The organism is Acinetobacter sp. A2, from assembly GCF_012371325.1.
Lineage (GTDB): Bacteria > Pseudomonadota > Gammaproteobacteria > Pseudomonadales > Moraxellaceae > Acinetobacter.
On record NZ_JAAZQX010000019.1, the window covers coordinates 1 to 24631 of the forward strand.

At 41.7% G+C, this 24631-nt stretch carries 19 protein-coding genes and 4 tRNA genes; 10 read left to right on the plus strand and 13 right to left on the minus strand.

The window, feature by feature from the left end:
- Positions 1-2 precede the first annotated feature (2 nt).
- The 4 genes from HHA43_RS08490 to HHA43_RS08505 all read right to left on the minus strand — a co-directional run bounded on the left by HHA43_RS08490 (position 3) and on the right by HHA43_RS08505 (position 2093).
- A tRNA-Glu gene (locus HHA43_RS08490) sits at positions 3-75 on the minus strand.
- 25 nt (positions 76-100) lie between these two features.
- A tRNA-Glu gene (locus HHA43_RS08495) sits at positions 101-176 on the minus strand.
- 312 nt (positions 177-488) lie between these two features.
- Complete coding sequence (locus HHA43_RS08500; RefSeq protein ID WP_168461202.1) at positions 489-1907, minus strand: amino acid permease; 1419 nt, start codon at positions 1905-1907, stop codon at positions 489-491.
- 110 nt (positions 1908-2017) lie between these two features.
- Positions 2018-2093, minus strand: a tRNA-Glu gene (locus tag HHA43_RS08505).
- A gap of 155 nt (positions 2094-2248) precedes the next feature.
- Between HHA43_RS08505 and HHA43_RS08510 the strand changes: the two genes are divergently transcribed.
- From HHA43_RS08510 to HHA43_RS08530, 5 genes are all read left to right on the plus strand, one after another.
- Positions 2249-2911 carry an IS1595-like element ISAcra1 family transposase gene (locus HHA43_RS08510; RefSeq protein WP_168461200.1) on the plus strand — a complete coding sequence of 221 codons (663 nt, stop codon included), beginning with the start codon at positions 2249-2251 and terminating at the stop codon, positions 2909-2911.
- Between the two features lie 171 nt (positions 2912-3082).
- A complete protein-coding gene (locus HHA43_RS08515) occupies positions 3083-3604 on the plus strand; it encodes a hypothetical protein (protein ID WP_034589135.1) in 522 nt (173 codons plus the stop codon).
- A 231-nt stretch (positions 3605-3835) separates the two neighbouring features.
- Positions 3836-4339 carry a hypothetical protein gene (locus HHA43_RS08520; RefSeq protein WP_168461201.1) on the plus strand — a complete coding sequence of 168 codons (504 nt, stop codon included), beginning with the start codon at positions 3836-3838 and terminating at the stop codon, positions 4337-4339.
- A gap of 172 nt (positions 4340-4511) precedes the next feature.
- Complete coding sequence (locus HHA43_RS08525) at positions 4512-5261, plus strand: hypothetical protein (protein ID WP_034589131.1); 750 nt, start codon at positions 4512-4514, stop codon at positions 5259-5261.
- Positions 5262-5421: 160 nt separating this feature from the next.
- The gene (locus HHA43_RS08530) at positions 5422-6084 is read left to right on the plus strand and encodes an IS1595-like element ISAcra1 family transposase (protein ID WP_168461200.1); all 663 of its coding nucleotides are present in this window, start codon (positions 5422-5424) and stop codon (positions 6082-6084) included.
- Between the two features lie 56 nt (positions 6085-6140).
- On the opposite strand, the gene HHA43_RS08535 is transcribed toward HHA43_RS08530, so the two are convergent.
- The 3 genes from HHA43_RS08535 to pyrC form a co-directional block, all read right to left on the minus strand.
- Positions 6141-6299, minus strand: coding sequence for a hypothetical protein (locus HHA43_RS08535; protein WP_168418627.1), 159 nt, complete (start codon positions 6297-6299; stop codon positions 6141-6143).
- Between the two features lie 167 nt (positions 6300-6466).
- Entirely contained in the window at positions 6467-7129 is a 663-nt protein-coding gene (rnt, locus tag HHA43_RS08540) for a ribonuclease T (protein WP_168418626.1), read from the minus strand.
- A complete protein-coding gene (gene pyrC, locus HHA43_RS08545; protein ID WP_168461199.1) occupies positions 7114-8148 on the minus strand; it encodes a dihydroorotase in 1035 nt (344 codons plus the stop codon). The genes rnt and pyrC overlap by 16 nt, the downstream gene beginning before the upstream one ends.
- A gap of 197 nt (positions 8149-8345) precedes the next feature.
- On the opposite strand from pyrC, the gene HHA43_RS08550 reads away from it, so the two are divergent.
- Positions 8346-9605, plus strand: a complete 1260-nt coding sequence (locus tag HHA43_RS08550; RefSeq protein WP_168461204.1) for a GGDEF domain-containing protein — start codon at positions 8346-8348, stop codon at positions 9603-9605.
- A 106-nt stretch (positions 9606-9711) separates the two neighbouring features.
- On the opposite strand, the gene argG is transcribed toward HHA43_RS08550, so the two are convergent.
- Positions 9712-11055 carry an argininosuccinate synthase gene (gene argG, locus HHA43_RS08555; protein ID WP_168418050.1) on the minus strand — a complete coding sequence of 448 codons (1344 nt, stop codon included), beginning with the start codon at positions 11053-11055 and terminating at the stop codon, positions 9712-9714.
- Between the two features lie 360 nt (positions 11056-11415).
- On the opposite strand from argG, the gene HHA43_RS08560 reads away from it, so the two are divergent.
- The 4 genes from HHA43_RS08560 to epmA all read left to right on the plus strand — a co-directional run bounded on the left by HHA43_RS08560 (position 11416) and on the right by epmA (position 15873).
- Complete coding sequence (locus HHA43_RS08560; RefSeq protein WP_168461197.1) at positions 11416-13449, plus strand: NADPH-dependent 2,4-dienoyl-CoA reductase; 2034 nt, start codon at positions 11416-11418, stop codon at positions 13447-13449.
- A 129-nt stretch (positions 13450-13578) separates the two neighbouring features.
- Positions 13579-13668: transfer RNA gene (locus HHA43_RS08565), tRNA-Ser, on the plus strand.
- Between the two features lie 160 nt (positions 13669-13828).
- The gene (locus tag HHA43_RS08570; protein WP_168418052.1) at positions 13829-14896 is read left to right on the plus strand and encodes a 4-phosphoerythronate dehydrogenase; all 1068 of its coding nucleotides are present in this window, start codon (positions 13829-13831) and stop codon (positions 14894-14896) included.
- Positions 14893-15873: an EF-P lysine aminoacylase EpmA gene (gene epmA / locus HHA43_RS08575; protein ID WP_168461196.1), complete on the plus strand. Its 981-nt coding sequence runs from the start codon at positions 14893-14895 to the stop codon at positions 15871-15873. Before HHA43_RS08570 ends, epmA begins: the two co-directional genes overlap by 4 nt.
- 160 nt (positions 15874-16033) lie before the next feature.
- Here the strand turns inward: epmA and HHA43_RS08580 are convergent, their stop codons facing one another.
- The 5 genes from HHA43_RS08580 to metF all read right to left on the minus strand — a co-directional run bounded on the left by HHA43_RS08580 (position 16034) and on the right by metF (position 24438).
- A complete protein-coding gene (locus HHA43_RS08580; RefSeq protein WP_168461195.1) occupies positions 16034-17269 on the minus strand; it encodes a multifunctional CCA addition/repair protein in 1236 nt (411 codons plus the stop codon).
- Positions 17270-17371: 102 nt separating this feature from the next.
- On the minus strand, positions 17372-19651 hold the full coding sequence (locus tag HHA43_RS08585) for an NADP-dependent malic enzyme (protein ID WP_168461193.1): 2280 nt from the start codon (positions 19649-19651) through the stop codon (positions 17372-17374).
- Positions 19652-19789: 138 nt separating this feature from the next.
- Positions 19790-22666 (minus strand): putative bifunctional diguanylate cyclase/phosphodiesterase, encoded by a 2877-nt coding sequence (locus HHA43_RS08590; protein WP_168461192.1) that lies wholly within the window; start codon positions 22664-22666, stop codon positions 19790-19792.
- Between the two features lie 182 nt (positions 22667-22848).
- Positions 22849-23565, minus strand: a complete 717-nt coding sequence (locus tag HHA43_RS08595; protein WP_168418057.1) for a 16S rRNA (uracil(1498)-N(3))-methyltransferase — start codon at positions 23563-23565, stop codon at positions 22849-22851.
- Positions 23566-23601: 36 nt separating this feature from the next.
- On the minus strand, positions 23602-24438 hold the full coding sequence (metF, locus tag HHA43_RS08600) for a methylenetetrahydrofolate reductase [NAD(P)H] (RefSeq protein WP_136144190.1): 837 nt from the start codon (positions 24436-24438) through the stop codon (positions 23602-23604).
- Positions 24439-24631 lie beyond the last annotated feature (193 nt).

The following is a 24631-nucleotide window of genomic DNA, read 5'->3' on the forward strand; positions in this document are numbered from 1 at the left end:
GGCGTCCCTACGGGGATTCGAACCCCGGTTACCGCCGTGAAAGGGCGATGTCCTAGGCCTCTAGACGATAGGGACTTAAAAAAATACTTACTTCTGAAATTGGCGTCCCTACGGGGATTCGAACCCCGGTTACCGCCGTGAAAGGGCGATGTCCTAGGCCTCTAGACGATAGGGACGTTTCAGAGGTGGGCGTATAATAGGGCGTATATTGGGGGGTGTCAAACGCTTTTCTGCAATAATTTTGAAAAAAATGTCCGACTGGATAAAATTAAAACTATTCAGCTCAAGTCATTGCATTTAAGTGGTAAAAATCATGCTTTTCACACAATTTGAAGTGTGCACATTTTTAGTTCAGCTAGTTTAATAATTTATGTAACAACAAGATTGATCTTTAATCTAAATACAACGCAAAAATAAAACAGGAGAATAATCTTTTAGATTACCCTCCTGTTCGTATTCATTTTTAAAGTGAACTGTTGAATATAGACTTATGATTTTGGATGATAAATCGTGTAATAGCTGATATAGCACAGTGCAATAAAAATCATACAGCCAATAAAGCCAGCCCACATTTCAGGGTCAAATACCATGCTAAGGCAGGTGATAAAGCAAAACACAAAACCTAAAATAGGGACAAGCGGGAACAGTGGTGATGCAAAGCCAAGGTCTTGAACGGTTTTACCTTGTTTATACCATTGACGTCGGAAATTGAACTGGCTTAAACAAATACTCATCCACACCACTACCATAGTAAACGCAGCAACACCCAACAGGTTTTTAAAGATGGTTTCAGGTGCGAATTGTTCAGACAATAAACCTGGCATTGCCCCTAACATCGTTACCATCACTGCAATGTATGGAATACCGCGTGCATTCACTTTAGAGAAAATCTGCGGTAATTGTTTTTGATGTGACAACGACCACATCATCCGTGAAGCTGCAAATAAGCCAGAGTTTGCAGCAGACAGTAAAGCTGTAATAATCACAAAGCGAATAATATCTTCTGCATAAGGAATACCAATCTGATTAAACACGGTCACAAAAGGACTGCTGCTGACGCCTTCAGCGGCCAAACCTGCAGCCTGATGAGGCAATAAGGCACTGATCACGACAATTGTACCCACAAAGAAAATCAACAGGCGGAAAATGGCAGTGTTAATGGCTTTGGGTACATTTTTGGCAGGATCTTTAGTTTCACCTGCAGCGACACCAATTAGCTCAGTGCCTGAAAAGGCAAAATTCACAATTAACATGGTGGCAAAAATAGGGAGTAAACCTTCAGGAAACCAGCCTTGTGCGGTCAAATTGCTGAATAATGGTGCGGAGCTATAACCTTGATAAGATACAGCGCCAAAAATAGCCATTAAACCCAAAACAATAAAGGCAATTACGGTGACTACTTTGACTAATGACAGCCAAAATTCAGACTCTGCAAAAAGGCGGGTTGAAATCATATTCAAACTGAACACGACGCCACCAAAAATGAGTGTCCAAATCCACATGGAAATATGCGGAAACCATTCCTGCATGAGCAAGGCAGCAGCGGTAAACTCTGTACCCAAGGTGACTGACCACGTGAGCCAATACAGCCAAGTAATGGTATAACCCGTGCCTGGGCCAATATATTGTTTGGCATAAGCACCAAATGAACCTGAAACAGGCAAGTGTACGGCAAGTTCGCCCAAACACAGCATGACCATGTAGGCAATTAAACCACCAAAAATATACGCGATAATTGCGCCAATAGGCCCTGTTTGTGCAATCACTTCACCTGAGCCAAGAAATAAACCTGTACCAATGGCTCCGCCCAATGAAATCATAACCAAATGGCGGGTACTCATTGCACGTTTTAAAGGCTCAGCACGACCTTGATGCACAGCATCATTCTGATGATTGGATGACTGCATAAGTGATAGGAGAAAAAATAAAAGAAGCGAAGTATTGTAGAGAAAAACTACAATTCTGCAATCTTGAAAATAATATGTTTGAATTAGAAATAATCGTATAGCACGATAAATGGCGTCCCTACGGGGATTCGAACCCCGGTTACCGCCGTGAAAGGGCGATGTCCTAGGCCTCTAGACGATAGGGACGTTGTGAGGTGATGCGTATATTATTAATTTTTAAGGTGAGTGTCAAACCAGAATTAAATAAAATCCAATCACTAAATTGCAATTTGTTTAAAAAATAATAACTCACAAATAAAGAAGGCTCTAGACTAGCAAAATGATTATATTAGTCTAGAATCATGATAGAAAACAGTAAATTAAGTCACTACAAGATTAAAAAAATTATTCAATGCTTTTGTGTTGATATTCCTGCTTCCAAAACAGCCTTATTACTCAATTTAAATCGTAATACGATTAACTATTGGTACATGCTTTTTAGAGAAACTATCTATGATCATCAAACAGATTTAAGAGCTAAGTTTGTTGGTTCAATAGAAGTAGATGAAAGCTATTTTGGAGCGAAAAGGCAACGTGGGTTTCATGGAAAGTTAAAGCGTGGTCGTGGGACTCTAAAACAGCCAGTATTTGGAATATTCGAACGTAATGGGCTCGTCTATACTGAAATCGTACCTGACTGTAAAATGAAGACTTTACAAGAGGTTATCATTGGTAAAGTTTCACTTGAGAGTGTGATTTATAGTGATGGATGGCGTGGCTATAATGGTCTTGTTGATGTGGGTTATTCAAAGCATTTTAGGGTAAATCACGGAGCAAATGAGTTTGCTAGAGGAGAATGTCATATAAATGGAATAGAATCATTTTGGAGCTTTTGTAAAAGAAGGCTAGCAAAGTTTAACGGCATATCAAAAGAGTACTTTGATTATCATCTTAAAGAAACTGAATGGCGTTGGATGAGGGAACCTAATGAGTTAGCAACTGAGCTGTGGAACCTCATTAGGTAAAATTAAGTGTAAATCTGCTAGTCTAGAGCCTTTAGTTTATATGTCATTCATCTGAGGAAGCATGAGTTCTGCAAAAAATCGCGCTAAGCTAGTTAATAACCAATCCAGAACTGACTTTAATTCATTGGTCACAGCATTCAGCCTGTGACCAAGAGAAATGGGGTAAAGCCAATGAACAGCATCAGAATATCGTTATGTGGCATCCTGTTGGGCACTTGCAGCCTAGGGGTATACGCAGAGGAAGAAAAAGAGGTTGTGACTTTACCGAAGATGACCGTGATGGCCGAACCGGAAATGAGTAATGAAACCGGCTATGTGCCATTTGTACAGGAAGAGAAGAATCTGCGTGCGCTCCAGCATCAGGTGATTCGTGGGACATGGAATGCCGAGAATTTCATGGTCAATCCGGATATCGTTGCCAACCTGGATTTTCAGCCAATACCGGAACCGAATCTGAACTCCCTGTCGCCAGCGCTACAACAGTATGTCATGACCATTGCCCAAGGTTTGCAATCCAGTGACCCGACTCAAGGGCTATATACCATTCTGGGAAATTTCGGCATTGACCGTAGTAATAGTATGGATCCAGATCGTGGCATCAAGTTCAACATCAATATGGACAAGGTGAATATCGGTTTCCTGGAAAATCAGAATCATACTGTTCCTGCAGTGCAATTGCCGCGATATCCTTAAGGTATTGCTGACAGATCTATCCCCGCCAGTCGGGGATTTTTTATTTCTAGAATTTACTGGAAATGGATCATTTATTCTTAATTTCCAGCTAAAAATTAGCCTGAAACAAGCACCAGTGATCAGGCTGTAATGACCGTGTATCAACGCTCACAGGAATACTGATCACCTTTACACAAGTTCAAGCAAGAATAAGGTTTCTCCCACTGAAATGATGATGCGGAGGTTTTCCTTATGCGTCCCCTCGACACAACTTTTCTGATGTTACTGAGCCTGTTTACTGCACTTCGCCTGGTCGATGCTCATGCCGCGCCAGATCCCGTCACTTTGCCGACACTGACCGTAATGGCAGATCGTGAATTGCGAGAAGAAACAGAGTTCATGCTTCCCTTGCAAGAACAATATAGCCAGAAAAAGGCTTTAAACATGCGGATGATGAAGATTGAACGTGAACTGCAGGACTATACTGTCAATGCTGATTATGCCGGTGATATCGAGATTATACCAAGATCTAATCCGGCACGGCTGGATGACTTACCACCGGGCCTGCAGCAATATGTGCAGTCAATTGCTGATGGCTTGCGCTCCGCTGATCCGCGCGATGGTATTTACCTGATGCTGGCGCCATTTGGTATCGACCGAAATGCCACCAATGTGCAGCGAGCCCGAGAGCAGTTTAATCAGAACAATGTGGACCGGACTTTACTGAATCAATGGTGTGCAGCCAATGGCTGTTAAAAGCTTCAAGACCGTTTAAGCACGTTGCATCTTTAAAACGTGCTTAAATCGGTTGAAGCAATAGCCCGATGGCTGCTGTAGGTTTTTGTATAGCTAGATTGCTTTTTATCCAAAAAATCAGCATATTGATGAAAAGGTAATCGATGTTTACCTGCAGCAGAGGAGCATGTGCATGCCACGTGTCTTTGTCATTCTGGCTGGAGCAACGCTGGTGGTCTTTGCTGGCTTGTTCTATCAATACACCATGCAGAAGCAGGATAAAGCCCAGCTGATTGAATATGAGGCAGTGCTGACCGAAAAGACGGCAGAAATTTTCGAGCAGGCGCAGGATTGGGAAAAACCAATCCAGCTGGAGATTGAAGAAGAGCGGCTGGATGGTGACTATGCGGTGATGGCCGAGTATGTGCTGGGCCAGATGCGTGATCGTGCCGAAGAACGCAACCAGTACTTACGTGACCTCAAAGCAGCCAAGTGGGATCAGTTCCTGAATATCGACCGTCTCGCCAAGGATCAGACCCAAGGCTATAAAGAAACCGAAGCCATGCTCAAGCAAGTGCATCAGATTGTCGATGACTATGAAGCCACCATCAAGCGCCGTGAAGCCAACCAGATTGAAGAAGTGAAACAGCTCGATATCAAGCAGCGTTACCGTCAGCAGTTGGCACAGAACCTGAGAGCGACCGAGCAGGAAAATGATGCCTATGCCATTTTTGAAATTGAAAAGCAGAGTCTGGCCAAAGCCGATCAGCTCTTTGCCTTGCTAAAGAAATATAAATGGGAAAAACGCAACCGCATGTTTATGTTCCATGATGAGAAAGCGGTTCAGCCCTTTATCGCGCTATATAAAGATATTGAAAATTTAAATAAACAGATGCAGCAAATTAAGACGAAAAATCAAAAAATTGTCGAAGAAGCTTTGTAACATTTCTTAATAAATAAAATGCTATCTCCATCACATTTTATGTATATTGAATTGAATGAATAGAAAAGAAACAACCAATTGCCAGGATGGCGAGCGGTGAAATGATTCATTTGATATTAATGGCTCTAGACTAGCAAAATGATTATATTAGTCTAGAATCATGATAGAAAACAGTAAATTAAGTCACTACAAGATTAAAAAAATTATTCAATGCTTTTGTGTTGATATTCCTGCTTCCAAAACAGCCTTATTACTCAATTTAAATCGTAATACGATTAACTATTGGTACATGCTTTTTAGAGAAACTATCTATGATCATCAAACAGATTTAAGAGCTAAGTTTGTTGGTTCAATAGAAGTAGATGAAAGCTATTTTGGAGCGAAAAGGCAACGTGGGTTTCATGGAAAGTTAAAGCGTGGTCGTGGGACTCTAAAACAGCCAGTATTTGGAATATTCGAACGTAATGGGCTCGTCTATACTGAAATCGTACCTGACTGTAAAATGAAGACTTTACAAGAGGTTATCATTGGTAAAGTTTCACTTGAGAGTGTGATTTATAGTGATGGATGGCGTGGCTATAATGGTCTTGTTGATGTGGGTTATTCAAAGCATTTTAGGGTAAATCACGGAGCAAATGAGTTTGCTAGAGGAGAATGTCATATAAATGGAATAGAATCATTTTGGAGCTTTTGTAAAAGAAGGCTAGCAAAGTTTAACGGCATATCAAAAGAGTACTTTGATTATCATCTTAAAGAAACTGAATGGCGTTGGATGAGGGAACCTAATGAGTTAGCAACTGAGCTGTGGAACCTCATTAGGTAAAATTAAGTGTAAATCTGCTAGTCTAGAGCCTAAAGAATTAGCTGAACGAATCCATTTTAATGTTCGGGTGTTTGGTATTGCTTTTCTGCAGCTGTTTCTGTTGCGGGTACAGTTTGAGTTGGAGTTTCTGCCTTGTCGCTGTCACGGTTAACAATATAGATATATAACGCAGAAGGCGCCAAAATGACCAGAACCAAGAGAATCTTTTTTAACATGACAGCAAAGCACAAATAATTGAACTGACTCATTATAACCAAATAAAGGTTAAAAGAGTGATTCAGTGCCTAAGGTGAGTAAAAGATAAGTTGTTACTATAAAAAACATGGCAGACGTTTAACGGCTGCCATGTTTAGATCAATCAAAATGAGAAATTGGGGGGAGATTATGTTTCAGGGTTAAGTAGGGTTTCGACCAAGTGCGGTGCAAGTTTGTTTAGAATAAAACAAAAGAGTTCCGCTGTTTTTTGAGTATCGTACAGTGCCGAGTGAGCCTCTTTACCATCAAACTCAATACCTGCCTGAATACATGATTTTGCCAGCACCGTTTGACCAAACATCACAGCACTTAAAGTCACAGTATCGAACACAGAAAAGCTGTGGAATGGATTTTGGTTTTTAGTGCCTGTACGGGCAATGGCTGCTTGTACAAAGCCTAAGTCAAAATGTGCATTGTGACCCACTAAAATAGCATGGGTACAATTTTGCTGACGTCGCACTTCATTTATAGATTTGAAAATCCGCTTTAACGCTGTTTTTTCATCTTCAGCCATGGCCACACGCATTGGGTTAAATGGGTCAATCCCAATAAAATCCAATGAGCGACGGTCTAAATTTGCCCCTTCAAATGGGTTGATATGCGCATGATACGCTTCACCTGGAACAAATTTGCCTTCAGCATCATAAATGATGGGAATAGCAGCAATTTCCAATAAAGCATCGGTTTGGGCATTAAAGCCTGCGGTTTCAACATCGACCACCACAGGCAAAAAACCACGAAAACGTTGCCCCATAACGGGCAAAGTTGTATCTGTCACACTTTTCTCCATTGAATGGTTTTACCCGCATATAGCGGAATAATTTGTTCACCATCCAAGTAGTCTAAACTGGTTGGAATAGTTTGCTCTTCTTTTACCAAGGTAATGGTGTTGGTATTACGTGGCAAACAATAGAAATCTGCACCAAACAAGCTAGCAAAACCTTCTAGGCGATCAATACGGCCGACTTGGTCAAAAGCTTGCGCATAGAGTTCAATTGCAGTAGGGGCACTATAACAGCCTGCGCAACCACATGCATTTTCTTTAGCATTTTTTGAGTGTGGTGCACTGTCTGTGCCTAAGAAAAATTTAGGATTGCCACTGGTTGCAACTTCCAATAATGTTTGTTGATGCGTTTGACGTTTCAAAATTGGCAAACAATAGAAATGCGGTTTTACACCACCCACCAACATATCATTACGGTTAAACAATAAATGTTGTGGGGTAATAGTTGCTGCTACATTGCGACCTTGTTCTAAAACAAATTGTGCGGCTTCAGAAGTGGTAATGTGCTCAAGTACCAGTTTCAAGTTGGGGAACTGTTGTAATAAAGGAGATAACACTTCATCTAGGAAACGCTTTTCACGGTCAAAAATATCGACATGATGATGTGTGACTTCACCGTGCAACAATAAAGGCACTTGCTGCTCTTCAAGTTGCTCAATCACCGCATATACTTTACGAATGTCGCTGACCCCATTGTCTGAATTGGTGGTCGCGCCAGCAGGGTAAAGTTTAATTGCATTCACATGCGCAGATTCTTTTATTTTTTTAACTTCTTCAGGCGAGGTCTGATCGGTAAAATACAACACCATGCGAGGGTCAAATGCGATACCTTCAGGCACGTGTGCCATGATGCGTTCACGATAGGCCTCTGCTTCTTCCACCGTTTTCACAGGTGGAACTAGGTTAGGCATACAAATTGCGCGTGAAAATTGCTTGGCAAGATCGGGTACAGTACGTTGAAGTGCTAAACCATCACGTAAATGTGCATGCCAGTCATCTGGCTGGATAAGAGTAATCGTATTCAAGGCGCTGCCAGTCTGAAAAATAAAACAGATGATAATCTATAAATGTTAAAATGGTAACGTCGAAAGCCATAAAAAATAGAAATGGCTGAATTAATTTTGCTGACATTGTGTTATTTTTAAACCACTAAAAAAATTATATGGCTTGTTGGGGCATTGGGTTGTAGAACCTGAGCAGTTAAATGGAATTTAAAGCATCCATGGAATACAAATATAAATTAGCGAAATTACAGTACGACAAAGAAAAAAATGAGGCGTTGATTAAACGTCAGCGCAAACGTGCGGGGCAGGTTTTTCCAAAGCAGTTAGAGCTTGAGTTTTGGCAACAACATCTTGAACAAGCACGCCACAATATTAATCAATACTTTTGGTCGGGTGTACTGATTTACTTCATTTTGACCGTACTGATTATTACAGGTGATTATTGGATCATTGACCGTGCTGCTTTTAAGCACGATTTCATCCATTCTTTTCTAGGTTTGGTTAATGGAGCATTTTGCTTACTCACGCTGTTTTTCTTTGCACATTATCACGTATTGCGTCCGTACTACGCCTATGCCGCTATGGGGCTGATTTTCTGGGCAATTGTGTCGATGACATGGCTAACCATGACCGTACATACCGAAGTGTTCAGACACCAAGCCATGATGATTATTTGCATGATTTATATTATGGGGTATGTACTAACAGGGGTGAAGCCATTTCACATGCTGCTGACAGGCTTAATGGCGGCTGTAGTTGCGATGGTAATGCTTCTGACTTTATATATTCCTATTGATGTGATGGTGATGGGGCGGGTGTTGGTTGGCAGTACGGTGATGGGTTTTTTGATCAGTAAAATGCTGTGTACCCGTGAGCGAATGATTTTCTTGGTGATGCACCAAGCCCGACTCAGTGAAAAAATTAACCGTATCCATGCCGAAGAGTTGTTGCATTTAAGTCAGCATGATTCATTGACCAAAGTTTCCAATCGACGCACCTTTGATGAAATGCTGGACAGTTTTTTTGAGCAGGCTCGACATGATGAAACAGCTTTGTCTTTGTTATTTATCGATGTAGATTTCTTTAAAAAATACAACGACCATTACGGGCATCAAAAGGGCGATGAAGTGATTTCCTCAATTGCCAAGTCGATCAAAGATTCTATTCGCCACATGGATTTTGTGGCACGTTATGGTGGCGAGGAGTTTGTGGTGTTGCTGCCTGAAACCGATGCGCATGGTGCTTATGCAGTCGCTTCCAATATTTTTAAAGCGGTAGAGCGTTTGGCAATTCCACATAGCCAGTCTACGGTGGCAAGTACTGTTACCATCAGCTTAGGTTTTACGGTTTATAAAGGTGAGGCAGACATTTTTAAAAGCGATTTTCTGCAACGTGCAGACCAAGCGTTGTACCGTGCTAAACAGTTAGGACGCAATCAAATTTATTATCACACTTTGCAAGTGGAAGAGATGCTTTAAAAACTGTTTGTACTTAAAAAGATTTTACAGGTAGTAAGTTTCTGATTCAAAACTAAAAAAGCCGCTCATATTGAGCGGCTTTTGACTTTGCAGACAATCATCAAGATTATTTGTTTTTGTCTTTAAGTTGAGGTACAGCAGAACCTGTACCAATTGACAATAAACCTGAGTTTGTGTACAAGCCTAGTTTTGCACGTGTATCGGTAATGTCAAGGTTACGCATTGTCAACTGACCAATACGATCCATTGGCGTAAACATTGAATCACCTTTTTCCATCGTTAAACGCTCAGCTTCATAAGTGAGGTTTGGAGATTCAGTGTTCATGATGGTGTAGTCATTACCACGACGTAATTCTAAAGTTACAGTACCTGTAATCGCTTTTGCTACCCAGCGTTGTGCAGTTTCACGTAGCATCAGTGCTTGAGAGTCGAACCAGCGACCTTGATACAATAAACGACCTAAACGTAAACCGTTAATGCGGTATTGTTCAATCGTATCTTCGTTATGAATACCAGTCACTAAACGCTCATAAGCAATGTGCAATAACGCCATGCCCGGTGCTTCATAAATACCGCGAGATTTCGCTTCGATGATACGGTTTTCGATTTGGTCAGACATACCCAAACCATGACGACCACCAATACGGTTGGCTTCAAGAATCAACTCAACTGGGTTTTCAATACGCTGACCATTTAATGCAACAGGCATACCTTCTTCAAAGGTCACAGACACTTCTTCTGCTTTAACTTCAACGTCATCTTTCCAGAACGCCACGCCCATGATTGGATCAACAATTTTGATGCCAGCATCAAGATATTCAAGGTCTTTGGCTTCGTGTGTTGCACCTAGCATGTTTGAGTCAGTTGAATAGGCTTTTTCTTTTGACATTTTATAGTCAAAGCCATTGTCGATAAGAAATTGTGACATTTCCGCACGACCACCTAACTCATCAATAAAGGTTTGGTCTAACCAAGGCTTATAAATTTTAAGCGCTGGATTGGTCAATAAACCATAACGGTAGAAACGCTCAATATCGTTACCTTTATAAGTTGAACCGTCACCCCAAATGTTGACGTCATCTTCTTTCATTGCGGTAACCAACATGGTGCCCGTAACTGCACGACCAAGCGGTGTAGTGTTAAAGTAAGGTATACCACCTGTGCTGATATGGAATGCACCACATTGAATTGCAGCAATACCTTCTAAAGCTAACTGTAAACGACAGTCAACTAAGCGTGCTTTTACTGCACCGTATTCTTCTGCTTTCTTTGGAATGGCATCATAGTCATCTTCATCTGGCTGACCCAAGTTTGCGGTATACGCATACGGTTCAGCGCCTTTTTGCTTCATCCACAATAAAGCAGCTGAAGTATCTAGACCACCAGAAAAGGCGATACCGACTTTTTTGCCTACTGGTACATTCTGCAAGATAGTTGCATTATCAGTCATTGCTAGTCCTAACTTTTTTAAAATAGGCACCACATTTGGTGGCCAAGGAGAATTCTAAACTGCAAATTATAGCACTCTTTAAAATGCTTGTTTTCGTTTAAAAAGCGCATTTGATAAAAAAATCAGGTTCTCGCTTAAATTTTCATTTAGAAATGGCAAACTGAGGATAGAAGATGATAATCAAAACAGATATTTTTTGGGCATCATTAAAATGCTCTATTTTTAACAGTTTGAGATCAAGGAAAGCGGTAGATTGACGTTTGCGCCACACAGTCGAACTTTAGAGTCATAAACAGTTTATAAAAATCAGTTAAAGTATTCATGCAACAAGTTGCAAAGCTAATTATATAAGGATTCATCATGACAACTCGCTATGCAAATATTCTAAAACCATTACATTTAGGATTTACCACCATCAAAAACCGTGTCGTGATGGGTTCAATGCACACGGGCTTGGAAGATCGCTTTTATAATTATCCAAAGCTTGCAGCTTATTTTGGTGAACGTGCCAAAGGTGGTGTGGGCTTGATTATCACAGGGGGTATTTCACCTAACCGTCAAGGCTGGTTATTGCCTGCAGGTGGCACCATGAATACCCTGGGTGATGTTGCACCGCATCGACTAGTGACACACGCGGTACATAAGCACGGTGCCAAAATTTTAATGCAAATTCTGCATGCAGGGCGCTATGGCTACCAACCCTTTGTGGTTTCTGCAAGTCCAATTAAGTCACCAATTTCACCATTTAAACCCCGTAAAATGAGTGAAAGACAAATTTTAAATACCATTCAGGACTACGCCAAAACTGCCAATTTAGCCAAAATGGCGGGCTACGATGGTGTAGAAATTATGGGCTCTGAAGGCTATTTGCTGAATCAGTTTTTAAGTCGTCATGTCAATCAGCGTGAAGATCAGTGGGGCGGTTCGATTGAAAACCGTACGCGTTTTGCTTTAGAAGTGGTAAAAGCCATTCGTGCCGAAGTTGGTGAAAAATTTATTATCTGCTTCCGTTTGTCTATGCTCGATTTAGTGCATGATGGTAATACCATGCAGGAAGTAATTACAGTTGCCCAAGCGTTAGAGCAGGCAGGGGTGAACTTACTCAATACCGGCATTGGCTGGCATGAAGCACGTATTCCAACTATTGTGACATCTGTACCGCGTGCCGCTTTTGTGGATTACACCGCAGAGGTGAAAAAGCATGTGGAAATTCCTGTGATCGCCTCTAACCGTATTAATATGCCTGATACAGCAGAAGAAATTTTGGCAGCAGGTAAGGCGGATATGATTCAAATGGCACGCCCATTATTGGCAGATGCGTTTTGGGTCAATAAAACTGCAACCAATCGTGTCAATGAAATTAATACCTGTATTGCTTGTAACCAAGCGTGTTTGGATCATACTTTTAAAAATCAACGTGCGACCTGTCTCGTCAATCCACGTGCAGCTTATGAAACTGAATTGGTCTATGAAAAAACCAAACAGCCAAAACGTATTGCGGTAGTCGGTGGTGGTGTTGCGGGAATGTCTGCAGCTACAGTTGCTGCTAGCCGTGGGCATCAAGTGACTTTGTTTGAAGCAAGCAATGAAGTGGGCGGACAATTCAACTTGGCGAAAGTTGTGCCAGGGAAAGAAGAATTTCACGAAACCATTCGCTACTTTAAAGTACAAATTGAAAAAACTGGGGTCGATTTACGTTTAAATACCAAAGTGAATCGTGAACAACTAGAACGTGAAGGTTTTGATGAAGTTGTAATTGCAACAGGTGTGGTACCACGCGCCTTAAAAATTGAAGGGAGCGATGCACCACAAGTATTGTCTTATGCTGAAGTATTGCGTGGCGCACCGGTTGGTCAAAAAGTTGCTGTCATTGGTGCGGGCGGTATTGGTTTTGATGTATCCGAGTTTTTATTAAAACCTGAAAATCAGCCACAGCCGCAACCATTAGTAGATTGGCAGCGTGAGTGGGGAGTAGATCCAAATCCTAACTATGTGACCGAAGGCGGGATGTTGGCTGCAGAAGTACATCCACCTATTCGTGAAATTTACTTATTACAGCGTAAAACTACAGCTTTAGGCGCGGGTTTGGGTAAAACATCAGGTTGGGTGCATCGTGCACAATTGAAAAAACATGCAGTGCGTATGTTACGTGGGGTGCAGTATAAAGCCATTAGTAACGAAGGTTTGTGGATTGAAATGGCTGGGCAATCGCAACTGTTGCGTGTAGATAGTATTGTCGTCTGTGCAGGGCAAGAATCTGTAAAAGACTTAATGCCGAAGGCAGATGAAAACACCTTGGCAAACTATCACATTATTGGCGGTGCGAAACTTGCTGCAGAGTTGGATGCAAAACGTGCTATTCGTGAAGGCGCAGAGTTGGCAGCACAACTTTAAAAAGTTTAGGTGCTATGCTGTTGTTTTGATGAAACATACAGATAATTTGGTGAAACAATATTCATTTGAATGACTGGGTGCTATTTTTTACTTGTCATCAAATCAAAAGCTTCGTATGATTGCGCACATGGAAGCGTGGCAGAGCGGTTTAATGCACCGGTCTTGAAAACCGACGAGGGTGTGAGTCCTCCGTGAGTTCGAATCTCACCGCTTCCGCCAAATATCAGCAATAAAGCCCTGACAATGTCAGGGCTTTATTGTTTTTGGGTTATGCAATGTAAGTAGCATAGACAAAACATATTCAGATTATCTCAGCTCGAATAGTCATCCCGAACAACACAAGCTATCATAAGCAGGCAAATACACATGGGATGGCAATATGAAAATCATTGCAGATGAAAATCTGGCATATACCGATTATTTCTTTGCAGATTTGGCAGAAATACAGCATAAAGCAGGGCGCCGCCTGACGCATGAAGATGTTCAAAATGCCGATGCATTATTAGTCCGTTCCGTTACCCAAGTGAATGCAGTACTCATTCAAAATACTCCGCTTAAATTTATTGGCAGCGCCACCATTGGTACTGACCATCTGGATATTCCTGCGATAGAGCAACACGGTATTGCATGGTCAAATGCCGCAGGTTGTAATGCGCAAGCGGTGAGTGAGTATGTGATTACCGCATTGCTTCATCTCAAGCCTGAATTACTACATGCCAATCAAAACTTTACGCTTGGTGTGATTGGGTTAGGTAATGTCGGTTCCAGATTGGTCAAAATGGCACAATTGTTAGGTTGGAATGTAATTGCACATGATCCTTTTGTGCAACTGCCACAGGTTCAACAATTCAGCTTGGACGAATTATTAAAACAGGCAGACGCTGTCTCTATTCATGTGCCTTTAACTGATACGGGAGAGCATCCAACTTATCACTTAATTAATGCAGCACGATTGGCATGTATGAAGCCTCAAGCTATTTTAATTAATTCTGCACGCGGGCCAGTGGTTGAAGAAGCTGCGTTAATACATGATATTCAGCGTACCCAGCGTCTAGTGGTACTAGATGTGTTTGAACACGAACCAGAAATTTCCGCAGAACTGCTAGCTTTACTGGCTTTGGCAACGCCACATATTGCGGGTTATAGCTTGGAAGGTAAAGCGCGAGGCACTCAAATGATCTATCAGGCGTTCTGCCAAACTTTCGATTTGGAAGCAAATAAAACCTTTGAAAGTCAGTTGCCTGCTTGTGAAACCTATTTTCAAAAGCAAGACCTGAAAAGCAGTTTACAAGCACATTTAACTCAAATTTATAATATTGCACGAGATGATGCCAATTTACGTGCTTGCCTAAAAGATGGCAAAGTCGAGCAGCAGGCTTTTGATCATTTAAGAAAAACCTATCCTTTGCGTCGTGAATGGGCAGCACATGGGGGCCCGCAGGCATGAGTTCGATAATTCAGTATCAACCCACCTGTGATTTAAACAGCATGCGTGCGCGTGCCAAACTTTATGCACAAATTCGTCAGTTTTTTGCTGAGCGTGAGGTGCTTGAAGTTGAAACACCCGTGTTATCACAAGCAGGGGTGACCGACGTCCATTTGGCTTCTGTACAGGCACTTCGTCATGTGCAGGGCAAACTACATACGCATTATTTGCAAACTTCTCCTGAATTTGCCATGAAGCGTTTATTGGCAAGTGGCAGTGGGCCGATTTATCAAATTTGTAAAGTGTTTCGTGATGATGAGCACGGTCGAAAACACAATAGCGAATTTACCATGTTGGAATGGTATCGCCCTGAGTTTAGTCTGAAGGATTTAATGTTTGAGGTCACAGATTTGCTAAATCTGACTTTAGAACAGCGTTTTGGCGAAGTGCGACCTACGCTGCTGAGTTATAAACATGCATTTATGGACCGTTTAGATTTAAACCCACTGCAGGCGAGTCTGCAACAACTGAAAGATTGTTGTCATCGACTTGGGTTGAATTTGGACTTGGGGGATGACCGTCTAGGATATATCGATCTGTTATTCTCTCATTTTGTTGAACCGAGTTTAGGGTTTGATGCACCTGTTTTTTTAATCGATTTTCCACCTGAGTTGGCTTCATTGGCTAAAACAAAAAACGATGCAGATGGTGAATTGGTCGCTGCTCGCTTTGAGTTATATATCGAAGGTTTAGAACTTGCAAACGCCTATGATGAGCTGATTGATGCAGCGGTATTACGATCACGTTTCGAGGCCGATAATGCTGATCGCGCACAACTCGGTTTGCATGTGATGCCAATTGATGAATATTTGTTGGCAGCTTTGCCCAATATGCCTGCTTGTTCAGGTATAGCCTTGGGGATAGATCGTTTACTAATGGTCGCAACAAAACAGATGCGTTTAGAACAGGTGATTAGTTTTCCTGCTCAATTGGCTTAAAGCATGATGCTGGGGCATCATTAGGTTTCGTCAGAGCTTGATATTGAATTTGATTGAGTAGATAAAACCTCAGGGCTCAGCCTGAATATAAAAGCCGCTAGTTGTATTGCTAGCGGCTTTTTATTTAAAACTGGTCTAGGTAAAGAGATGAAGCAATGGTTTAAGCAGTGACTGCTAAATGACGTGCCTTTAATTGCTCAATGGCTTTAATACGTCGTTCAATCAGCATTTCACCAATATCTGGACCTTGAATATCCGCAGGTAAGTCCTGCGCTTTGATACTGCGCACAACTTGTACAGCCTCTAACACATATTGTGCTTGCGGGTAGTCACGATCTTCCAAACCCAAGCGACCTCGTGAGTCACATTCACAGGCTTGTACAAAGGCTTCGACTCGCTCAGGGCGACGTAATACATCTAAACGCTGTAATAAACGCCATAAAGTGCCAGGCTTTAAAGTCAGCGCCTGATGGCATTTTAAATGTTCCTTACATACCGCAAGCGCCAGTTGTTTGGTGTTTGTTGGTACTTTAAGTCGCTCACACACTTCTGTAACAGGTTTTAAACCACGTTCTTCATGCATGATGTGACGTGGCAATTCATCTGCAGGGGTCAGGGCTTTGCCTAAATCATGTAGAAGCACTGCAAAACGTACATCCAGTGAATAATTGGCACGACAAGCTTGCTGCAGCGACATCATGGTATGCAAACCACTGTCAATTTCAGGGTGATACTCAGGACGTTGTGGAATACCAAACAGTGCATCCAACTCAGGGAATAAAACTTTTAAAGCACCACAGGCACGTAAAGTTTCAAAATAAACATCAGCACGTTCTTCCATCAAAGCACGCGAAGTTTCTTTCCAGACACGCTCCGGTGTCAGCGCCTGTAGTTCGCCTGATTCTGCAAGTTGCTGCATTAGCAACAAGGTTTCAGGGGCAACCTGAAAACCCAAGCCGTGATAACGTGCAGCGAATCGTGCAATGCGTAATACACGCAAAGGGTCTTCTGCAAAGGCATCAGACACATGACGCAGGACTTTATTGCATAAGTCTTGCTGCCCACCGTACGGGTCGTAAACAGTGCCTTCATCATCCATCGCCATAGCATTGATGGTCAGGTCACGACGAATTAAATCTTCTTCTAAAGTCACACTCGGGTCTGTATAAAACTCAAAACCATGATAACCATGACCCGACTTGCGTTCAGTTCGGGCAAGTGCATATTCGTCTTTGGTGTCTGGGTGTAGAAAAACAGGGAAGTCTTTGCCCACAGGCTGAAAGCCTTGAGTCAGGAGTTGGTCGGGTGTCGCACCAACTACAACATAATCTTTTTCGTGATAGGGGTGACCGAGCAAGTGATCTCGAACTGCACCGCCTACTAAATAAACTTGCATGAAAAAACCTCTATTCTTCAAGCAATCATGCTACAGAATAGAGGTTTTCTCAAGTCCATAATTCTGAGTCAATGGCTCAGAATTGCATGGAGTATCTATAAATTATAGGCTGTCACGTTCCGTTTGTTGAATTTCAGCAACGGTTAACGCAGTCATATTCACTACACGACGTGTCGTAGCAGTTGGCGTCAAGATGTGTACAGGTTTCGCTGCACCCAATAAGATTGGGCCAATTGTGACATTGTTACCAGAAGTAGATTTCAACAAGTTAAATGAAATATTTGCAGAATCTAAGTTAGGCATAATCAACAAGTTTGCAGAACCTTTGAAGCGTGAGTTCGGGAAAGCAAATTGACGGATATTTTCGTCTAATGCTGCATCACCGTGCATTTCACCTTCAACTTCAAGCTCAGGTGCAATTTCGCTCAAAATTTCAAACACTTTACGCATTTTTTGTGCGCTTGGGTCTTGTTGGTCAGAGCCAAAGCTAGAGTGTGACAATAAAGCAACACGTGGTGTCATACCAAAACGACGTACTTCTTCAGCAGCCAAAATAGTCATTTCAGCAAGCTGCTCAGCAGTTGGGTTGGTGTTGACATAGGTGTCTGCAATAAACAGGTTGCGGTCTTCAAGCATTAATGCATTTAGGGTAAAGAAGTTGGTACGGCCTTCTTTTAAACCAATTACATTTTTCACGAAATCAAGGTGAATGTCATAGCTTGAGTAAGTACCACACAACATACCATCTGCTAAACCATGTTTCACCAACATTGACGCAATAAGGGTAGAGCGACGACGTGCTTCACGTTGTGCATACTCAGGTGTAACCCCTTTACGCTGCATAGTGGTGTAATAATCTTCTGCGAATTTTTCGTAATTTGGGTTGTTTTCCTGATCAACGATTTCAATATTGACACCGTGTTCAAGACGCAAACCTAATTTTTTGATATTCGCTTCAATGACCGCAGTACGACCCACCAAAATTGGTTTTGCCAAGCCTTCATCTACTGCAATTTGTACTGCACGCAATACACGTAAATCTTCACCTTCGGCATAAGCAATACGTTTTGGATCAGTTTTAGCCTGTGCAAAAATTGGCTTCATCATAAATGCTGAGTTGTAAACAAACTCAGATAGACGTTGACGATACGCTGAGAAGTCTTGAATTGGACGGCTTGCAACGCCAGAGTCCATTGCTGCCTGAGCAACAGCAGGTGCAATTTCAAGAATCAAACGCTGATCAAGCGGACGTGGAATTAAATAGTCACGACCGAAAGATGCAGATTTTTCACCATAGGTAGCGGCATCCGCTTCGATGTGCGCCATACGCGCAATGGCATGTACACACGCAATTTTCATTTCTTCGTTGATGGTGGTTGCACCCACATCTAACGCGCCACGGAAAATATACGGGAAGCACAGTGCATTATTCACTTGGTTTGGATAGTCAGAACGACCTGTCGCCATGATGACATCTGGACGTACTTCATGCGCATGTTCAGGCAAAATTTCTGGGTCTGGGTTGGCCAAAGCAAAGATGATTGGATTTTCAGCCATTTCTTTAACCATGGCTTTGGTCAAGATTCCTGCTGCAGAAAGGCCAAGGAACATATCAGCACCGCCAATGACATCGGCAATTTGTGTTCCTTCAATATCTTGCATATAGCGTTTTTTCGACTCATCTAAACCTTCACGCTTAGTGGTGATTAGGCCGCGAGAGTCAGCAACAATGATATTTTCTTTTTTTGCACCCAAGGCACATAACAAGTCCAAGCAAGATAGTGCTGCTGCACCTGCGCCTGAAGCGACGATTTTAATTTCATCAATTTTTTTGCCATTGAGTAACAAGGCATTGAGTAGGGCAGAACCTACAATAATTGAAGTACCGTGTTGGTCATCGTGGAACACAGGAATGTTCATGCGTTCACGTAGTTTTTTCTCGATGTAGAAACATTCTGGCGCCTTGATATCTTCAAGGTTAATCCCGCCAAAAGTCGGTTCTAACGCGGCAACAATATCGACAATTTTGTCTGGATCATTTTCAGCAATTTCAATATCAAAGACATCGACACCAGCAAACTTTTTGAAGAGTACGCCTTTACCTTCCATTACAGGTTTAGAGGCTAAAGGACCAATATTCCCTAAACCGAGTACAGCTGTACCGTTACTGACTACAGCAACCAAGTTACCACGTGCGGTGTAAAGTGCTGCTTTTGAAGGATCACGTTCAATCTCTAAACATGGTGCTGCGACACCTGGGGAGTAAGCGAGCGCTAAGTCACGTTGATTGACCAGCTGCTTACTTGGTGTAACGCTGATTTTTCCTGGTGTTGGAAATTCGTGATAGTAAAGTGCCTGCTGTTTTAATGATTGATCGTCCATCTGAATCTCGTATGTGACAAGTTAGCCAGCGGTGCTGGTGGATTTTTATGAATCCTATCGAATATACCATTACTTGCCCTATTAGCACAGTCGTTGCTGTTTATTTTTAGAGCAAACTTAGAGCTTTCGGGTCTAGTTTCAGATTAAGGAGCTATAAGCGCGTGAGTCCTGACGTGCTTGTAGAAACAGCGTTGCTTCCTGTTCAGGTAAAGGCTTGGAAAATAAATAGCCTTGCGCAATGTCACATTTCAAATTCTGCAAATACTGTAACTGCTGTTCAGTTTCAATCCCTTCAGCCACCACACTCATGCCCATGGCTTTGCCCATAGCAATCATGGCACTAACAATGGCTTCTTGTTTGGTATTCCCAATTTTAGAAACAAAGCTACGGTCTATTTTTAAACTGTCAATTGGGAAGTCTGTTAAGTAAGAAAGTGAAGAATAGCCTGTACCAAAATCATCTAAGGCGATATGAATATCACGTTGTTTAATTTCATCTAATAAAGACTTCACGGTTGTGGAGTTTTCCACTAAAGAGGATTCGGTAATTTCTAATTCTAAGCTTGCACCTGAAATTTGATAGGTATTAATCGCATCATCTAAATCTTGCAGCAATTGACCACGTTGCAGTTGTTGTGCAACTACATTAACCGATACTTGGATATGATCAAAACCTAACAGATTCCATTCACGAATTTGCTTGGCAGTTTGTTGAATTACAACCCGACCAATATCGGAAATTAAACTGGTTTGTTCCGCAATAGGAATAAATAGGTTCGGTGGAATAATGCCTTTGGTTGGATGTTTCCAGCGCACCAATGCTTCAAACCCAACTACCTGATAATTATGGAAATCAATTTTAGGTTGATAATATACAATTAACTCATCATTTTTAATGGCTTGGCGTAAGTCACGCTCTAAATGCACATCTTGTTCTAGCAGTTTGGTGTTGTCTAAAGCGTAATATTTAACGGTATTACCACCCAAACGCTTGGCTTCAGACAAGGCTTGTTCTGCACAATTATTCAGATAATCCAGCTGGCGTCCATGTTCAGGATAGAGGGAAACCCCCATCGACAGGGTAATAATATGTTCTTGTCCCTGCACATTAAACGGCAAATTAAAGGCTTTGGTGATGCGTTCACAGTGCTGCTGTATAGAAGGGCGAATATGAGAAATTTCATACACAATTGCAAAATCATCGCCATTTAAGTGCGCGACAAACAGCGCTTCGGCATTGGTGATGCGTAAACGCTGCGCCACTTGACGGAGTAATTCATCGCCACCATTATTGCTTAAATATTCATTTAAAGGTCTGAAACGGTCAATATTGAGTCGAATGACCGCCAATTGCTGCAATGAATCTTGCTGCGAAATAAGATATTGATGTAGTTGATAATTATAGTAAAAGCGATTAGGCAAGTCGGTCAGTGGGTCGTAATTTTCTAAATAGGATAGACGTTGTTCTTGTAGTTTATGTTCGGTTAAATCAGACACAATCCCAATATAATTAATAATGCGGTTTTGCTCATCGGTGACGGCATTGATATGCACACGAACTGCGAGTTCTTTACCAGAGCGGAATCTTGTATTCATTTCAGCATCATATTTACCTGTGCTGAGCAATTGTTGAAGAATTTCTTCTTGCGTAATGCGTTGATGTGCTTTGTGGGACTCGACCAAATCAAACAGATATTTGCCTAAAATATGGTCGCGTTTAAATCCGCTCATTTGTGCATAGAATGGATTGGCTTCAATATAGCGTAGGTTTTCATCTAAAATAAAAATACCTTCGGCTGCCTGTTCAAGTACGCTGGCAGTGAGTTTTAAGCGTTCTTGCCCAATCCGTTCTTGGTGAATGTCACGGCGAATCCCCACCATGCGTAAAGGTTTATTGGTGACAGGATCACGCTCAATCACCCGCCCAATATCATGCACCCAATACCATTGACCTGAACTATGTTGTACGCGATATGTGGCTTGATAGCGTTCAGTTAGACCCCGTAAATGTTGTTTCATGGTTTGGTGAAAGTGCGGAATATCATCAGGGTGAATCAGTTGCTGTAATTTATTCCGATGCTGTTTAGTATTCTCTAAAGGAGTTTGCTGTGCGCCACTACCAAAGACAATACTGCGTTGCCGTATATTCCAGTCCCATGCTTTTAGACCTGCGGCTTCATGTGCCAAAATTAAACTATGTTGTTGATTGATTAAATCTTGGTGCGTTTGTTCTAAGTCAAAGGTACGTTCTCTTACTTTTTGTTCTAGCATTTGATTGTTGAATTGGAGTTGCTGCTCAATGTCTTTGGACTTGTTTATTTCAGCTTGTAATTGTTGGCAGAGCTGATCTGTCCATTCCACTTGTTGTTCGGCCGTTTTTTTGAATTGGTTGTTTTTAAAATAAACACTCGATAAACGCCGATGCATGTGCATAGAAGTATTGGCGCAAATGAGCAAGGTAATGAGAGCAAAGTTAGTGGCCACGAAAAAGAAGGCCGAGTTTTCTGTGCGAATTAAAAATTGCGCAGCGATATAAGGTAAAATCGCAGGTATAAACACCCAACAAAAATAACTGAGACGTTGCGTTAAGAAGGTCAGGGCAAAGGTCTGACTGACAATAATCAGCAATGCCGCTAAAATAATGGCTTCGTAGCTGCTGAGTTCAAGATTGTGCTGCGGCAAATAGTAGTACAGTAAGCTGACGCCAAATGCGATGGCCGTGCCTGTCAGAAAACATACCAATTTTAACCAGCTATGCGCATGCTCTAGCTGATATTGTCCTGCTTTAAAATGGACTGCGGTTAAAAGTAGACACGAACCTATGGTTAATTCGGTCAGAATAAACCACACATTAAAATAAATAGATGAATGAGCAAAAGAATATTGGTAAATAAAAAACACATACAGACAGACAATTGCGATGCTGACTAAAAAAAAGCGCAGCAGTCGAATCGTATTGGTTATTTGCGCAGCATATAAATATTGCTGTAACAACTCATCCTGAACGTCTGACATATATCCCCAAAGTCTAACAAATGATCAAATGACTTCTATTTTTAAATAACTTGTTGCTGCTAAAATTCTCGGTGTTTTGTGATTGAATTTTAGACAGATATTTTTAATATATGGCTTGAGATTAATCATGTAAATCGTAAAAAGCAACGTGTTTACAGGGTAAATCTGCAAAAACAGATAAATTATTTATCCATCGTATAATTTAGAATCGATAATGCTACTACTGGCGCGGTTTCAGTGCGTAAAACACGTGCGCCAATACACCAGTTCTGAAAGCCAACAGCGTTTGCAGCAGCAATTTCAGCATCACTTAATCCACCTTCAGGGCCAATCAACAAAGCAAAATCTTGGCTTGCGTTATCCAATACATTCACTTGTTCTTTATTCGGCGCAAGAACCAGCTTGGTGTGTGGTAAATCACCATTCAACCAGTCAGATAGACTTAAGGGCGCTAAAATTTTAGGCACAAGATTCATACCGCATTGCTCACAAGCTGCAATGGCAATACCTTGCCAGTGATCCAGTTTTTTTTGATCTCGATCATATTTCAAACGCATTTCACAACGCTCTGAAGTCAGTAACTGAATTTCAGTCACCCCAAGCTCCACTGCTTTTTGAATTGCGTAATCCATACGGTCACCCTTGCTCATGACTTGACCTAATACAGTGCTAAAGCGAGGTGTGCGATTGTCTGGATTGAAGCCTTGAACTTGGACACAGGCTGTTTTTTTTGCAATTTCGGTAAGCTCAACCTGATATTCACCACCTTGTCCATTAAACAAGGTGGCGCAATCACCCACTTGAGCACGCAAGACTTTAACCCAGTGATGAAATACTGTTTCAGTCAGATCAACTTGCGTATCTACTGCTAAATCAGCCTCAATATAAAAACGGGGCATAGGTCTTACTCGTTCAGGTGAATAAAAGGTAAAGGATTAAGCCAAACCAAGATCAGTCACTAGCTGACGTGTTGGTTCAGTATTGTTCATGGTATAAAAATGCAAACTTGGTGCACCACCTGCAATTAGGCGTTCACATAGCTTGATAATCACTTCATGGCCAAAGGCTTTAATTGACGCAGTATCATCGCCATAAGTTGCCAACTGTTTACGAATCCAGCGTGGAATGTCTGCACCTGTGCTGTCAGCAAAGCGAATTAAATTGCTGGCATTGGTAATAGGCATAATGCCTGGTGCAACAGGAATATTCACCCCTTGCTTTTGAATACGTTCTATAAAATAGAAGTAAGCATCTGGATTGAAAAAGAGCTGGGTAATGGCAGCATTTGCACCTGCATTGACTTTGGTCACAAAGTTTTGAATGTCGTGATCAAAGTTATCTGCTTGAGGATGCATTTCAGGATAAGCCGCAACTTCAATGTGAAAGTGATCGCCTGAATGTTCACGAATAAAGCGTACCAAGTCCGACGCATATGGCAATTCGCCTAAACCGACCTGACCTGAAGGTAAATCACCACGTAAAGCCACAATACGATCAATACCTTGAGCTTTATAGATATCAAGCAATTCGGCAATGCGTGCTTTGTCATCACCAATACAAGATAAATGCGGTGCGACAGGTGTGCCTTTACCATTTAAATCACTAATGGCCGATAACGTGCGCTCACGCGTTGAACCGCCAGCACCATAAGTGATTGAGAAAAATTCAGGTTTTAGAAGTTGTAATTCTTGATGTACAACTTTGAGTTTTTCTGCACCTACATCGGTTTTAGATGGGAAAAATTCGAATGAAATAGGAACTTGTTTCGACATAGTTAAATCCTTTTTATAAATACTTATTTATATTCTTTCACCTCTCCTAAATCCTCTCTCTTGCGCTGGGTTTAAAAGCAGTGCTTTAAACTTGCTCAGGAGAGGACTTACCCTCGAATACATTCATTAAACAATGAATAATTCCCTCTCTTGCGTTGAACTTCAAAGCAGTGCTTGAAGTACGCTCAGGAGA